Source organism: Anabaena sp. FACHB-83 (genome assembly GCF_014697485.1).
Classification (GTDB): domain Bacteria; phylum Cyanobacteriota; class Cyanobacteriia; order Cyanobacteriales; family Nostocaceae; genus Nostoc_B.
The window spans coordinates 36922-51908 of record NZ_JACJRY010000005.1; the positions used below are offsets into that span (position 1 = coordinate 36922).

15 protein-coding genes are annotated in these 14987 nt (G+C 40.5%); 5 read left to right on the forward strand and 10 right to left on the reverse strand.

Going from position 1 to position 14987, the window contains the following annotated elements:
* Positions 1-343 precede the first annotated feature (343 nt).
* Positions 344-1519: a bifunctional 2-polyprenyl-6-hydroxyphenol methylase/3-demethylubiquinol 3-O-methyltransferase UbiG gene (locus H6G79_RS08035; RefSeq protein ID WP_190588552.1), complete on the forward strand. Its 1176-nt coding sequence runs from the start codon at positions 344-346 to the stop codon at positions 1517-1519.
* A 146-nt stretch (positions 1520-1665) separates the two neighbouring features.
* Here the strand turns inward: H6G79_RS08035 and H6G79_RS08040 are convergent, their stop codons facing one another.
* The 3 genes from H6G79_RS08040 to H6G79_RS08050 all read right to left on the reverse strand — a co-directional run bounded on the left by H6G79_RS08040 (position 1666) and on the right by H6G79_RS08050 (position 3692).
* A complete protein-coding gene (locus H6G79_RS08040; RefSeq protein WP_313933896.1) occupies positions 1666-2553 on the reverse strand; it encodes a polysaccharide deacetylase family protein in 888 nt (295 codons plus the stop codon).
* A 125-nt stretch (positions 2554-2678) separates the two neighbouring features.
* Entirely contained in the window at positions 2679-3329 is a 651-nt protein-coding gene (gene tsaB / locus H6G79_RS08045) for a tRNA (adenosine(37)-N6)-threonylcarbamoyltransferase complex dimerization subunit type 1 TsaB (protein ID WP_190588551.1), read from the reverse strand.
* A gap of 114 nt (positions 3330-3443) precedes the next feature.
* A complete protein-coding gene (locus H6G79_RS08050) occupies positions 3444-3692 on the reverse strand; it encodes a Ycf34 family protein (protein ID WP_190588550.1) in 249 nt (82 codons plus the stop codon).
* 85 nt (positions 3693-3777) lie between these two features.
* Here H6G79_RS08050 and H6G79_RS08055 point away from each other — a divergent pair, with 85 nt between their 5' ends.
* Entirely contained in the window at positions 3778-5040 is a 1263-nt protein-coding gene (locus tag H6G79_RS08055; RefSeq protein WP_190588549.1) for a CCA tRNA nucleotidyltransferase, read from the forward strand.
* 177 nt (positions 5041-5217) lie between these two features.
* Here the strand turns inward: H6G79_RS08055 and dusB are convergent, their stop codons facing one another.
* Positions 5218-6270, reverse strand: a complete 1053-nt coding sequence (gene dusB, locus H6G79_RS08060; protein WP_190588548.1) for a tRNA dihydrouridine synthase DusB — start codon at positions 6268-6270, stop codon at positions 5218-5220.
* A 217-nt stretch (positions 6271-6487) separates the two neighbouring features.
* Here dusB and H6G79_RS08065 point away from each other — a divergent pair, with 217 nt between their 5' ends.
* Together H6G79_RS08065 and H6G79_RS08070 are read left to right on the forward strand one after the other, a co-directional pair.
* Positions 6488-6904, forward strand: a complete 417-nt coding sequence (locus H6G79_RS08065) for a XisH family protein (RefSeq protein ID WP_190588547.1) — start codon at positions 6488-6490, stop codon at positions 6902-6904.
* Positions 6892-7239 (forward strand): XisI protein, encoded by a 348-nt coding sequence (locus H6G79_RS08070; protein ID WP_190588546.1) that lies wholly within the window; start codon positions 6892-6894, stop codon positions 7237-7239. Before H6G79_RS08065 ends, H6G79_RS08070 begins: the two co-directional genes overlap by 13 nt.
* Positions 7240-7406: 167 nt before the next feature.
* Here the strand turns inward: H6G79_RS08070 and H6G79_RS08075 are convergent, their stop codons facing one another.
* From H6G79_RS08075 to H6G79_RS08100, 6 genes are all read right to left on the reverse strand, one after another.
* Positions 7407-8891: a S8 family peptidase gene (locus H6G79_RS08075; RefSeq protein WP_190588545.1), complete on the reverse strand. Its 1485-nt coding sequence runs from the start codon at positions 8889-8891 to the stop codon at positions 7407-7409.
* A gap of 310 nt (positions 8892-9201) precedes the next feature.
* A complete protein-coding gene (locus tag H6G79_RS08080; RefSeq protein ID WP_190588544.1) occupies positions 9202-9561 on the reverse strand; it encodes a hypothetical protein in 360 nt (119 codons plus the stop codon).
* 130 nt (positions 9562-9691) lie between these two features.
* Entirely contained in the window at positions 9692-10546 is an 855-nt protein-coding gene (gene blaOXA / locus H6G79_RS08085) for a class D beta-lactamase (protein WP_190588543.1), read from the reverse strand.
* Between the two features lie 104 nt (positions 10547-10650).
* Positions 10651-10872 (reverse strand): hypothetical protein, encoded by a 222-nt coding sequence (locus H6G79_RS08090; RefSeq protein WP_190588542.1) that lies wholly within the window; start codon positions 10870-10872, stop codon positions 10651-10653.
* Complete coding sequence (locus H6G79_RS08095) at positions 10856-11515, reverse strand: RloB domain-containing protein (protein WP_190588541.1); 660 nt, start codon at positions 11513-11515, stop codon at positions 10856-10858. The genes H6G79_RS08090 and H6G79_RS08095 overlap by 17 nt, the downstream gene beginning before the upstream one ends.
* Positions 11500-12801, reverse strand: a complete 1302-nt coding sequence (locus H6G79_RS08100) for an ATP-binding protein (RefSeq protein ID WP_313933897.1) — start codon at positions 12799-12801, stop codon at positions 11500-11502. The genes H6G79_RS08095 and H6G79_RS08100 overlap by 16 nt, the downstream gene beginning before the upstream one ends.
* Positions 12802-13048: 247 nt before the next feature.
* Here H6G79_RS08100 and H6G79_RS08105 point away from each other — a divergent pair, with 247 nt between their 5' ends.
* Entirely contained in the window at positions 13049-14959 is a 1911-nt protein-coding gene (locus H6G79_RS08105; protein WP_190588539.1) for a GTPase family protein, read from the forward strand.
* Positions 14960-14987 lie beyond the last annotated feature (28 nt).

Sequence of the window (14987 nt, forward strand, 5' to 3'; positions counted from 1 at the left end):
TGTTAACCCGCATTTCTCACAAGCTTCAGGCGTTTGATGGGGCAGAGGGGCAGAGGTGCGGAGGGGCAGGGGAGAGAGTACCTTCATTCTCCCCTGCTCCCCTGCACAGGCTTTGAAAGGTGTGGTGAGAAATCCGGGTTAAGTGTTGTACACTGAGCGCAGCCGAAGTAGTCGAAGTGTAAGTTCTAAGTTCTCCCCCTTGTCCCCCTTGTCCCCCTTGTCCCCCTTGTCCCCCCTAACCTCTAGCCTCTAGCCTCTAACCTCCAGCCCCTAATCCCTAAAAATCCCTACCACAAATGTCCAGCATTTCGATAAACTCAGAAATGCTGCGATGTTGTTGATCATGTCAGATTCTCAAAGTGTAAGTGCTGCTGTTGCCAAACTCTACAATACCTATCCCTTTCCCCCAGAACCCCTGCTAGATGAACCACCTCCGGGTTATAACTGGCGTTGGAATTGGTTAGCAGCTTATAGCTTCTGTACAGGTCAAAAGCCGCAAAAGCAAGACATCCGCATTTTAGATGCTGGCTGCGGTACAGGTGTAGGTACAGAATACTTGGTTCATCTCAACCCCCAAGCTTCTGTAGTTGGGATTGACTTGAGTGCGGGTGCTTTGGCTGTGGCGCAAGAACGTTGTCAGCGTTCCGGTGCGAACCGTGTAGAATTTCATCACCTCAGCATCTATGATGTGGAACAGTTACCCGGTGAATTTGACTTAATTAATTGCGTCGGGGTTTTGCATCACCTACCAGACCCAATTCGCGGTATTCAAGCTTTAGCTAAGAAATTAGCCCCAGGCGGAATTATGCACATTTTTGTGTATGGCGAGTTGGGACGTTGGGAAATTCAACTTATGCAAAAAGCGATCGCTCTTCTCCAAGGCGACAAACGCGGCGACTACCGTGATGGTGTGCAAGTCGGACGCAAAATATTTTCCTCTCTACCAGAAAACAATCGAATTGTCAAATACGAAAAACAACGCTGGGCAATGGAAAACCAGCGCGATGAATGTTTTGCAGATATGTACGTTCATCCCCAAGAAGTTGATTACAATGTTGAGACGTTATTTGAATTAATTGATGCTTCTGAGTTAGAATTTATCGGCTTTTCCAATCCTGGTTTTTGGCAGTTAGATAGACTTTTAGGGAAAGCACCAGAGTTAATTGAACGGGCAGAAAATCTCAGCGAACGTCAGTTATATCGTTTAATAGAATTACTCGACCCAGAAGTTACCCATTACGAATTTTTCCTTGGTCGTCCTCCCCTAGCTAAAGCCGACTGGTCAAGTGATGACAAGTTGTTATCAGCTATCCCAGAATTAAACCCTTGTATTGATGGCTTTCCTAGTCAATGTATCTTTAATTACGACTACCAAATTGTCAACTTGTCCACAGCAGAGTTTGAGTTTATGCAAGCCTGTAATGGACAAGCAACGGTAGGGGAAATTTTAGCAAATGTGCAATTAACTTTGGATGGAGTGAGAACCTTGATTAAGCAGCAGTTGGTCATGTTGACATAACCACTGAATATCATAAAAAATAAGAAAAGTAGGTTGGGTGGAGCGATAGCGAAACCCAACAAAGTATCTAACAACGGATGTTGGGTTTCATTCCTCAACCCAACCTACGCCAGAATAGGTTTTTAGTCTTAACTGAACGGTATTGATTAATGACTAGAATGTCCATCTTTGGTAACTACAGATGATTCTGCTGTGACTACACCTTTGGCTTGGGTTTCCATTTCCAGCAATTCCGGGATGGTGACAAACTTATAGCCTTTCGCCTTTAAATCTGCAATAATTTGCGGTAGTGCCTTCACAGTGCGAGAACGATTACCGCCACCGTCGTGCATCAACACAATTCCACCGGGTTTGGCACTTTTGACAACATTTTTAATTAATGTTGGAGTTTGACCATGACGTTGAGAGTCTCCCGACTCATCAGACCACATAATGATTGCATACTTTTGACTTTTGGCATAATCCACTAAGCCATTGTGCAGAAAACCACCAGGAGGACGAAATAATGTGGTTTTCACTCCGGTAAGTTGATAAATCAAATCTGCTGTGCGATTAATTTCACTCGCGGCGGTGGCTACATCCATCCGACGATACCAATGATGCCATGTATGGTTGCCCAAGACATGACCTTCGGCGGCAATTTGTTTAACAATTTGGGGATGGTAACTAACCATTTGCCCGATTAAAAAAAATGTTGCTTTAATATGATTTTGTTTAAGAATTTCTAATATTTGTGTCGTATTTTTTGGCCCTGGGCCATCATCAAAAGTTAAGGCAATAACTTTATCTGTTGTGGGTAATTTAGCTTGATAAATAGTTTGTCCTTGAAATTCCTTTGATACAGTTTGTTTGGTCGTATTTAAACTGGCATTTTGTGTAGTGACTGCTGATTTCTTATCTACTGATTGAGTCAATAGTAAAGGAATGTTAAGGGGATTTTTGAGTAATAACCCTGTGAGACTCAAGCCACCACCAGCACCAACCAGTGTAATAGTTCCTGCGGTTAAAAATTGCCATAATTTTGGGCTAAACACATCGATACTCCTCAATTAATAATGTATTAAGCACATATTTATCCGTAATTATTTTAGTTGTAGCTTACGAATTTTGCGTAGTGATGACAGCAGTATAACTATAATGTGGAGAAATGCCAGTGTTTTTAAATTTCTACTGGATGTTGTCCATAATAAGGTAAAGCTTCTGACCACTGAGGGCGTTTTCCTTGTCGCCATTCTAGATAAGAAAGTTCCAAAATATTTGTGACAGTTGCAGCTAAACCAGAGGTCGCATGAATTAACTGATACTCAGTATTGCTATTAGTTAAAGTTTCTTGCCAAGCTTCTGGGGTTAGTACTGTATCAGGAAATAAAGCTGTAATTTCTGAAGTGTGAGAATTAACTTGATAAATCGCACCAAATACTTTACCTCGTTGTGCTGGCATTTCCACAGCGATCGCTTTTTGAGTATGATTTTTATATGACCAAGCTACCGCCGCTAATGTTGAAATGGCAAACACGGGAATATTTAATTGTTGCCCTAAAGTACGGGCGAGAACTACACCAATACGAGTTCCCGTAAAGCCACCTGGCCCTTTAGCAACAGCAATAAATTCTAAATCTGCCCAAGTTTGTGGTTGGATAAAATCAACTAAATATTGATGTATATAACTAGATAAATCACGCCCTAAATTCCAAACATTTGTGCGAGTTTCGCCAGCAAAATTACTAATGGCAAAACCTAATTCTGGTGTGGTTGTATGCAGGGATAAAGCGTATTGCTGGGGTGGTAGAGTGGTTAATTCTGTGGTCAAAGCGAGTAATTATATTAATTTTCCTAGAGTTGGCGTGATATTTATTCAACCATAAAAATAGACGACTACTACAAGAAATCGCAGTAGTCGTTGATAATTTACCTATCATCTTCATCACGTCGGTACTAGTTCACCGGGACGCAATTTCGCCCATTTACCCATTTCTTGCTTAAAGCTAAGACAACCAACAACATCCCATTCCATTTCAATCACATCTTCTTTAGTACGGATGTTAACGTTAATAGAGGGTTCATTAGGGTCAAAAGTCGGGTTCTCAGTTAAATGAGGCTGTTGGTGTTGGGTTTCTACAGCATGATAGGTTACACAACGGTCTACGTATTGGCAGTTCACGCAAATACACATAATATAACCAACTCCAGGAGCTTTATTGCTAATCTAGCGTAAGCAAAGCTATTCTTCACTAGTTGCCGGGTTGATTTTTATTACAATGCACAGTTCTGTTTCTGCAATTCTCGCGCCACAAAATTGGCCTTTTAGTTTGGAATGCTTGCCACAACCAGCTTACATGGTAGGTGGTGCGGTGCGTGATGCGATTTTAGGCAGAACCCGTGAATATTGGGATCTTGACTTTGTGATACCATCGGATGCGGTGCAGGTAGCTAGAGCGATCGCTAAACGTTATCAAGCTGGCTTTGTTTTACTCGACGCAGAACGCAAAATTGCCCGTGTAGTATTTCCCCAAGCCACGGCTGACTTTGCCCAACAAGAAGGCAATAGCTTAGAAACTGACTTGCATAGACGTGATTTTACAATTAATGCGATCGCCTATAATCCCCACACCCAAGAAATCATCGACCCATTGCAAGGTTGTGCTGATTTACAGCAAAGTCTGTTACGCATGGTATCACCAGCCAACCTCGCAGATGACCCTTTACGGTTAATGCGTGCATATCGCCAAGCCGCTCAACTGAATTTTACTATTGAACCAACTACACAAAACACAATTCGCGCCTTAGCATCACACCTCCACACAGTCGCCGCCGAACGAGTCCGCACCGAAATTGGCTATCTTTTAGCCAGTCCCCAAGGTACACCTTGGTTAACCAACGCCGGGAAAGATGGTTTACTGGTGCATTTCTTCAAAAATGCTACAGCCGAAAGCTTTGATAAACTCACCGCCGTTGACACAGCCGCAGCCATCCTTGCACCGCAATTTGGTGCAGAATTACAACAATATGTGCGTGATACTGTGAAAACCACTTGGTTAGGTATTGCCAAACTTGCTTGTCTTGTAGATAGTAACCCCGGAGTTGCCGAATTAGAACTCCAAGAACTCACCTATAGCCGTGCTGAAATTCGCGCTATTACAACGGCTTTGAAATTATTCCCACAGTTAAAATCTACCAACAAGTCTATCCGAGAACAATATTTTTTGTTCCAAGAAGCAGGTCATGTCTTTCCTGTTGTCGTATTATTGGCGGTAGCACAAGATACTTTGGTAGAGGCGATTTCAGGCGACAAATCACTGTTGGTTTACTCACCTTTGATCAGCCGCTACCTTAACCCTGATGATCTGGTCGCTCATCCCACTCAACTAGTGAGTGGTAAACAACTAATGTTAGCACTAAATATTCCAGCCTCGCCAGTCGTCGGGGAACTGCTAACCGAGATTGCGATCGCTCAAGCAGAAGGTAAAATTGCTACAGCTACAGATGCGATTGAGTTTGCACGGCAGATGTTAGAGAGTTAAGAGTATGTCAAAGTCTGTTGAGGCTGGGTGTAACGATGTAGGAAGGGTTTAGGGGTGTAAGGGTGTAGGGGTGTAAGAATTTAAGAGTTTCTGTTCACCTACACACAAACTTCCATCCCCCTTGTCCCCCTCATCTCCCTTGTCTCCCTTGTCCCCCCTGTCTCCCTCATCCCCCTTCTACACCATCTGAAAACTAGTAGTTTCTTCCAAAACCTCATAACCAGATGCTAATTTTTCCATAGCGCGGTCAATTAAATCTAAACCTTGCTGGACTGTTTCAATCACACTTAATTGTCCGCGTAGTTCAGCCGCGCCGACGAATCCTTTAGCGTACCAAGTCATGTGTTTACGAGCTTGACGAACACCGCGATCGCCTTTATATTCCCATAAAGCTTGTAAATGATCTCTGGCGCATTCTAAACGTTGAATTGGGGTTGGCGGTGGTAAAAGTTCGCCAGTTTTCAAGAAGTGGTCAACTTCGCCTACCAAAAAGGGATAACCCAAAGTTCCGCGCGAACACATCACACCATCAGCGCCAGTTTCCTCTAAGCATTTTACTGCGGCTTCCACCGAAAATATATCACCATTGCCAATTACAGGTATCGATAGCACTTCTTTCACACGGGCTATCCATTCCCAACGGGCGTTACCATTGTAACCTTGAGCGCGGGTGCGTCCATGCACAGTAATCATTTTCGCCCCTGCATCTTCCATCCGCTTGGCAAAATCGAGAATAGTGATTTCCTTGTCATTCCAACCAATTCGGGTTTTAACTGTTACTGGTACATCCACAGCTTTCACAACTTCCCGCACAATGGCTTCAGCAACTTCCGGCTGACGCAACAGCGAAGAACCACCGCCATTTTTGGTAATTTTATTTACCGGACATCCCATATTAATATCAACAGTATCAGCCCCTTCCGCCACAGCTTTCACGGCTGCTTCAGCTAAAAAATCAGGGCGACAGTCAAACAACTGGATACTAATTGGGCGTTCGTTAGGGTCAACTTCCATAATTTTAGGTAACTGCTTCACATAGTGCAGTCCCGTGGCATTGACCATTTCCGTATACATCATCGAATCTGGTGCATAGCGACGCACTAGCCGACGAAACACCAAATCTGTCACCCCAGATAAAGGCGATTGTAAAACCCGGCTTTTCACCTCAAACGAGCCGATTTTTAAAGGTTGAGAGAGTCTAGCTTGTAGACTGGGAGACAGAGTAAGCATATCAACAATTCACAATGCACACTTAATCATATCTCTTATCCAAGACGGTTGTTGATGATGGTTTGTGTGATTCAGGTCAACTTACAATAGTTATGAGACAGTTGGCGATCGCAGTTGTTGAGTCATAGCATTCCTCACAGTTTACACTTCTATGTGATATCACTCTTTTACTGGGTGTGATAGGTTTGAATTGCACCTATATATCGAATCTTCTTTTGTGGCTAAGGATCGTTTTCATCAAGTTGTTAAGATGGCTCTTACTAAAGATGGGTGGAATGTGACTCACGATCCATTTCAGATTAAAGTAGGTGGTGTAGATATGGAAATTGACTTGGGGGCAGAAAGATTACTAGCTGCGGAGCGAGGAGATGAGAAAATTGCAGTGGAAGTAAAAAGTTTTTTAGCCAGTGCATCGGCAATTTCTGAGTTTCATACAGCACTAGGTCAGTTTATTAACTATCGGGCTGCATTACGCCGTGGAGACCCTGATCGCATTCTCTATCTAGCTGTACCTAATCTAATCTATAACAGCTTCTTTCAACTGGATTTTCCCACCTCAATGCTGCAAGAAAATTCCGTAAAAATAATTGTTTACGATATTGAATTGGAGCAAATTTTACTATGGAAGGATTAACGGATAAATTAACGCACTACCAGCAAATTGTACAGCAATTGTTGATTGGTTACGCAGAAGTTAAGCCAGCTTACGGTGAGATTGAGGTTGAAACTATTTTTGATACGCAGCGCCATCACTATCAAATTGTGCATCTAGGTTGGTTACATAAACGCTGGGTGCATCATTGTTTAATACATCTTGATATTCGCAATGAGAAAATCTGGATTTTTTACAATTCAACAGAACATGATATTGCAGCAGATTTAGTTGATTTGGGCGTACCAAAACAAGATATTGTTCTAGGTTTTTATCCGCCTTTTATGAGGGAAATGAGTGATTATGCTGTGGGTTAAAAGCATAAACCCAGCACTGGGACAATATTTACCGGAGATGGTAGCAGCATAACGAGAGAGATGATTTTCAATGGACGATTGTTAAAGGCGATCGCACCCTGATTTTGGCAGTAGAGGCGTTATCTTAGTAATTGCTATACCCATACTTAAAGCACACTCTCTAATGACTAACTTTTACCATTAGAAAAGCCCAAAAATCGGCGATATTCTTCTAGTTGCTTTTGAAGTTGATCTAGTCGTTCTAAGAATTTTCCCAAATTACCATTATTGCCATTATTTGGGCTATCGCTTGGAGTCTCTTCATCGGTACTGTTGTAACTCTTAATACCGATATTGTCGTTATAGTAGTGGAACTGTAAGCTAGTTGCTGAGTTAATCGTGTTGTTTTGATGTGTAATTTTAGCAGGAGAGGTAATTTCAGAAACCGAGTTATGATCAACGCTGAAATTAGTAGTAGAGATTTGATAACTAGATAATGCTATTGCAGATTTTACTATTGAGCTAGTGTTAATTGAATCAGTCTGATAACTAGCAGTGGCAGCTTGGGTATTATTTCCGGCGGTTTCTGTAATAATTTGCCGCACTTGTGTAGGAGTTAAGCTACGGTTAGCACTCAACATTAATGCAACTACACCAGCGACGTGAGGAGTCGCCATAGATGTGCCACTGTAAGAAGCATACTGATTATTCGGCACTGTTGAATAAACATCCACACCAGGGGCTGTCACATAAGCCAATTCATTTGTCCCAGAACGATTAGAAAAATTAGCCAAGTTATTATTTCTATCTACTGCGCCCACCGCAATTCCTGTATTGTTGGCGTAACGGGCTGGGTAGTTTGGTTGAGAACCGCCATCATTACCAGCCGCCATCACCACAACTACGCCTTTACTATTGGCATACTCAACCGCATTTTGTAGAGTCCGGTTAGAAAAATTGCCCCCCAAACTCAGATTAATGACATTAGCACCATTATTCACTGCATAGTAAATGCCATTGGCTATAGCATTATACGAACCAGAACCAGATTCATTTAACACTTTCACCGGCATAATTTTGGCATTATAAGCAATGCCAGTTACACCATAGCTATTTTTCTCTCCCGCAATAGTGCCAGAAACATGAGTACCGTGACCGTTTTGGTCTAGGGTGTTGTTGTTGTTATTGACAAAATTCCAACCCCGGACATCATCAACATAACCATTACCATCATCATCTATGCCATTACCAGCAATTTCTTTTGTATTCGTCCAAATATTATTTTTTAGATCCTCGTGGTTGTAATCAACCCCAGTATCTATCACAGCAACAACAACACCTTTACCTGTGTACCCATTGTTCCAAGCTTCTGGAGCATTTACAAGGTCAGCACCCCAATTATTACCCCCCGAATTTGGAACATTTGCAAAGGTATTTCTACCCACAGCTTTAGCTACAGCCGCCGCCGCATTTACTAACCCATATCCTGTAGTGGAACTATAGTTTTTGCTAGTTGCTGTAGTTATTTTTGCATTACTAGTTTGGTAATAACTACTGCTACTAAGGTACGAATTATATTGATTTTTATTATCAAAACTATCTGCTGAGGAGAGCAGTTGAGAGTTTAGCCCGTTATGAGAAAGTAATGCTTTACTAGTATCATTAATGGGCATAAGTATTTTCTCCTCAAATAAAGTTAAGATTCCATATTTTTGGCAGCATTAACTGTTAAAACCTTGGCTCAATGGTTTTAAGCAATAAATTGACTATCCTTACCAATAATTACTATGGAATTAAATGGCAAAATGCTACTTTTCTTACAAAAACATATTCATCATAATTTAATGATTTAGGCTCATTTTTAGCAAAAACCAGCTTGAGTAAGGATTCGCTAAAATTAGCTTTGTAAAAATCCACAGATCAGCGCCGATAAAAAATGATAGTTTGCTGATATTAACCAATATTTAATTCAACTGTGGAATATTAGGATAAAAATACGCCAAGGGTAATGCTAATGCTGTAAAGTACAAATCGATACAATCCTACTAATAAATAAGCATTACGAAGAGTATACTTACTCTTACCTGTAGAATCATGAACATACCAAAATATCAGCGATGATGTCATTGCCAGCACGGAACCAAAAATAGCCGATACAATCAACCATTCTGATTTAATTTGGGCTTCTCGGAAAAGCCACATCCAAAATCTGCTAGTAATTCCTAGACAGAGGGCTTCCCAAACAGGATTAATTATTGGGTTAGCAGGATGAAATTTTTGTATGGTTTCTACAACAATCAAACCTACTATAAAAAATAATCCGATGGTGATGAGTATAAGCATGAAAATTAACCGCAGATAATTGCAGGCTTTGTAATTGAGACTATCACAGAATAGATAAGGGAGACAAGGTAGACAAGGGAGACAAGGAAGAGAAATGTTTGTCAATTATTTGGGGTTGAGATAGGAAATTTTAGAGTAATCCTAAAGCTTTGAAACTACGCCGAGTTAATTCAATTCTTTTAGGTGCATCAGCAGCATCTTTCATATCGATATTAGTGGCGAAGAAATAAACGTTCTTATTTTGTTCTAAATATCCGACAAACCAGCCAATGTTAGGTTTTATGCTCATTGCCCAACCTGTTTTGGCTCGTAGGATATAATTAGGTGTTTTCTCAAATATCATAATGTCTTGCACTAAATCAAATGTGCGTTGAGAAAAAGGTAATTCTCTACGATAAAGTCTTTGGAGAAATTCAATTTGTTGTTTGGGAGTAATTTGTAAAGGGCCGGATAGCCAAAATTTATCTATTTGTTCTGGTGTACCAATTTGACGGTTTCCGTAACCAAATTGATTGATAAATTGCTGCATTCTTTCATGTCCAACTCGCCGCGCCAAGACTTGATAAAACCACACGGTGGAATCTTTATAGGCTTGGCGCATATTAGTATCTCGGTTCCAAGTTGGAAATTCTCTTACAATTCCATCCCAAGTCAAAATAGCAATTTCATCTTTAATAACTCCGGTTTCTAATGAAATCAGAGAATTTACAATTTTGAAAGTCGAAGCCGGAAGAAAGGCTGTAGAATTACGCGAGGCGTTATGTTGGTAAAATTTCTTATTATTTTGGTCGTAAATTAAAATTGAGCCTTCAATTCCTAATTCTTTGAAATAACTGCCAAGATTCACATTTTGAGCCATCACTGATGAGGGTTGATTTGCTTGTGGTGTTGCAGAGATACCAGGAAAGCTTGTAAAGGTTAGCAGTGTGATGGTACTGATAATTGTAATCGAGATGATGAGTAGCGATCGCCCACTTCGTGCCATAACTTTTATCCTCACACAACTGGCTGACAAACCAGACATAATACAGCAACAAAGTAGGCAATTACCGAAATTTGTTTACTAAACTTAATTATGCTGATTCAAGCTCAAGCTGACAAATCAGCTTGTAACCAAGAATCGTAATATCTAGCAAGTTCTTTGATAAAATTGAGTTCTTCACCTGCCAAATTATTAAACAGTTGACGATACTGCCAACCCCTTTCATAGCGACTTAGCATTTGCTCAGGCGTAAACTGATAAACATCTGCTGTCTGCCAACAAATGGACTCTAAAAAAGGTAACTTTTGAGGTCTAGTCGATGGATTCATTTGTTGTCATACTTTTTGATTTTTTAGGTAACAAATCGCTAATTAGGTCAGGCAACCCACTACAGCAAGGATTTGAATGTTCATCTAATTCATTCGCTGCTATCTGTTTAGCGATTTTATTTGCACGCTCAATTGCTTGTTCAGTCAACGATTTTAACGGCTCTGGATAAAGACACATTGATTTATCGTAATTACTGATGTGCTTGCCCAATAACTTAACTAGTTTATCACGAGTAACTTGAGATAAGTTGTCTTGAAAATGAAGTAAATACCACAGTTCAAAACATGGGTTTGTAATTGCTAAATTAATCTTTTGGCTTTTAGCTCTAGAAATTGCACTTTGCCACTTATCTCGACTTTTTTCAATATGTTCATCGCCGTCAAAAACTGCCCAAGCATGATCATCTTTAGTCCACTCTTGATTATCTTTCATCTGCTGACGCTCTTCAATCAGCCTTTCAATAATGCTACGCGGGTCAGTTTTACCTTGATGGCGCAATACAATAATTTTTAAGGTCGGTAATCTTAAATCATTACGAATGCTCTCAAAATATATTGGTTCTGTTTTACTTCCTTCACAAGCAATCAGTATTTTTTGTGCAACTTTTTTGGTAGGTGGACGACGATTTAACTGTCTTGGCACTGCTCATCACCCTGCAAAATCATTTCTTCATTAGATGGTAGAAAGGGAACTGCCCCAAAACGTCCATCTAAATAAGCTTTATCAATTGCCAAATCATTTCTAACATGAAAATCAGTCAAAGGATATAACTCAGTGCTTTGATCTGGGCGTTTTTGTGTAAACCAAATTTGGTCACGCCGTAATAAGTTATTTCTTTGTAAAGTATTATCATGACTTGTGAAAATAAGTTGAGCATTTTTAGGATTAGTTTTTGGATTTTGAAATATTTTAATAATATTATGTATAATGTTGGGATGAAGATTAGTTCCTAATTCGTCTATAATCATTAATCCACCTATTTCTAGGTAAAATACTATTCGAGATGCAAAACTAAACAATCTTTGTGTTCCTAAAGATTCTTCTGTAAATGACCAAACAACTGTTTTGCCATCAGCATTATCATGTATAGCATATATATTAATACTAAAATCTTCATCAGATTTTTTTTCAATTTTAATATCAGATAATCCTGTATCAAATTTTTTAATAATTTCTAATGTGTCTTTAATAACTTTTTTATATGGTTTATCATTAGCATTGTGTAACGCTGCAAGAAATCTCAAATCAATTTGTTCATCTCCTAAATGAATACCACCAGGCCATTGCTTCTCTAGCCATTGTATTAAAGATGCAATTTTATCTACTTTCAAGTTAATTAAGGTACTTATAAATAACTCATTTTCTCGAATATTTTTCTGAAGTTGATTGTGAGATCCAGAAAAATTATCACCAGTTTTCCAGATAAATTCTTTACTTGCTTCATCCCAATGGCGAGAGAATAAACGACGAGTTCGTTTAGTTCTTGATATAGCATATTCCAGTTTTTCTAAAACTACGTGTTTTTGATTTAAAACTAGAGAATAAGTATAAATATTATTGTTAAATATAGTTTTTAACTCAAATTTTGTTGGTTTATTTTCTGAAATATTATCTAATTTAAAAGGATCTAATTTTGCATATTTGAGGATTTTCTGCATTATTGCTGTTTTCTGTATACCCCCCTTCATCATGAGCAATAAATAATCCAGAGCTTGAATAACATTACTCTTTCCTGATGCGTTAGCGCCAAAAATTGCTAAGACAGGTAATATATCAATATCCCAGCCTTCAAGATGATAACCAGGTGTGATTTCATGGTCTAACTTCACTCGCGTGCGTTTGCTGTTTTGACTTTTCTGACGGGTGCTTTGTTTTTGAGCAACTGCACTTAGCGTTACAGGCTCTTTAATTGAACGATAATTTTCCACAGTAAAGTCTACGAGCATAGTTGAATGCGTCTCAGGCGTTTTTTTGTGACTTATTCACGTAAATCCTATCCTAAAGGTGGATAAATCTCCACTGTGGTGATAACTGTTCATAATTAACAGCAACCATAGTGCGTTATCCTTAGTTGAATTTCACACTTTGAGATACTCAATAATATAGAGCTTGTAAAAACAGTCTTAGAGCGAAAATAGCATTATAGGAACTGTAATCAAGGCAGGTACAGGGGAAATGGTGCGCTTAAAACCGTGGCAGTGGGTCATCTTAGCAACACCGATCGCAGCTATTATTATTTTCTTACTAGTCGCCGCAGGTTTAAAAATCAATGCCTGGGGAATTAACTGGATTTGGGCGGTGTTTACGGTTGTGTTTGTTGGTTGGCGGTGGTTGTTGGTGAGGTGGACTCAACCGCAAATTGCCCAAGTTGAGGCGGCTTTGGCGGGATTCCAAGAAGAACTAGAGGCGGCTGTTGATACCACCACCACAACGGCGGGAAGTGAAGCAACACAGCAAGCGGAAGCCGCATTACAAAAAATTCTGGAAGCATCCATTAACGATCGCCCAATTTGGGAAGATTGGCAAACTTTTTGGCAACGCTGTCAAGATGTAGTAGTGGCTGTGGCGAATATCTACCATCCCCAAGTACAGTATCCCCTTCTCAATATCTATGTCCCCCAAGCTTATGGACTGATTCGGGGAACAGTAGATGATTTAGACCAATGGATGCAGAGATTATCACCTGCTTTAAATCAAGCTACTGTCGGGCAAGCTTATCAAGCTTATGAAGTATATCGCAAGCTAGAACCCTCAGCCCGTAAACTTTTGCGAGCTTGGGGCTGGGCGCAATGGTTATTAAATCCGGTAGCGGCGGTGGCGAATCGGGCGACGAAGGGTTATACAAACCGCGCCAATCAGCAATTATTGGTGAATTTAGGTCAACTGTTGCGCGAAGCAGCTTTGAGAAATTTATGCAGACAAGCGATCGCACTTTACGGAGGTATGACGCTACCAACAACAGCCGTGAGTTCTTCACCAACTCTCCCCCAAACCAAAACCCAAACTCTGCGCGAAATTCTCACCCAAGCTGAACCAGTCACGGAAGTTGAGCAAAAACCCATCAGTATTTTACTCATAGGACGGACAGGTGCAGGTAAAAGCAGTCTAATTAACACTTTATTCCAAGCTGACTTGGCGGCGGTGGATGTGTTGCCCAGTACTGACGAAATTAAAAATTATCATTGGGAAACTTCTAGTGGCGAAACTCTCACCCTTTGGGATACTCCTGGTTACGAACAAGTCAAACGCGGTGAACTCCGCCAATTAGTAATAGACTATGCAACTAACGCAGATTTGTTACTGTTGGTGACACCCGCCCTTGACCCGGCTTTGCAAATGGACGTGGATTTTTTAGCAGATATGAAAGCCGCAGTTGATGATTTACCTGCGATCGCAGTTGTCACCCAAGTAGATAAATTGCGTCCTATCCGGGAGTGGCAACCGCCATACAATTGGGAATGGGGAGACAGGCCAAAGGAAATTTCTATCCGCGAAGCAACTCAATATCGGGCTGAAAAACTAGAGGCATTTTCTAACTTAATTGTCCCCGTAGTTACAAGCGATCGCAAAACTAACCGTCCAGCTTGGAATATAGATACTTTATCATTGGGCTTGATTGAAGCGATCGCACCAGCCAAACAACTGCGACTCGCCCGGTTTTTACGTGACTTAGATTCTCGTACCGTCGCCGCAGCCAAAATTATTGATCACTATACCTTCCAGATGGCGACTACCCAAGGACTCACCACCTTATTAAAAAGTCCTGTACTGCAATTTATTGCCACCATGTCTACAGGTTCTCCCACCTTGGCTTATTTATTAGCAGAGCAAATCCCTGTAGAACAGTTACCGATTGTCATTGGTAAACTTCAAATTGCTTATGAGTTATTTTCACTATTCAAAACAGACAATTCCAACAAAATTAACTTTGATTTAATCTCACTGTGGCCATTATTGTTAGAAAATTCAGCTACACCTGATCGGAATGCTTGGGCATTTGGTCACGCCCTTGTCGAATACTGGACTCAGAATTTAGCTGTGGAACAACTACGAGAGCGGTTTGAGTATTATTTGCAACAAGTTTGACATCTGTAATGTTTGGGCGATCGCACCT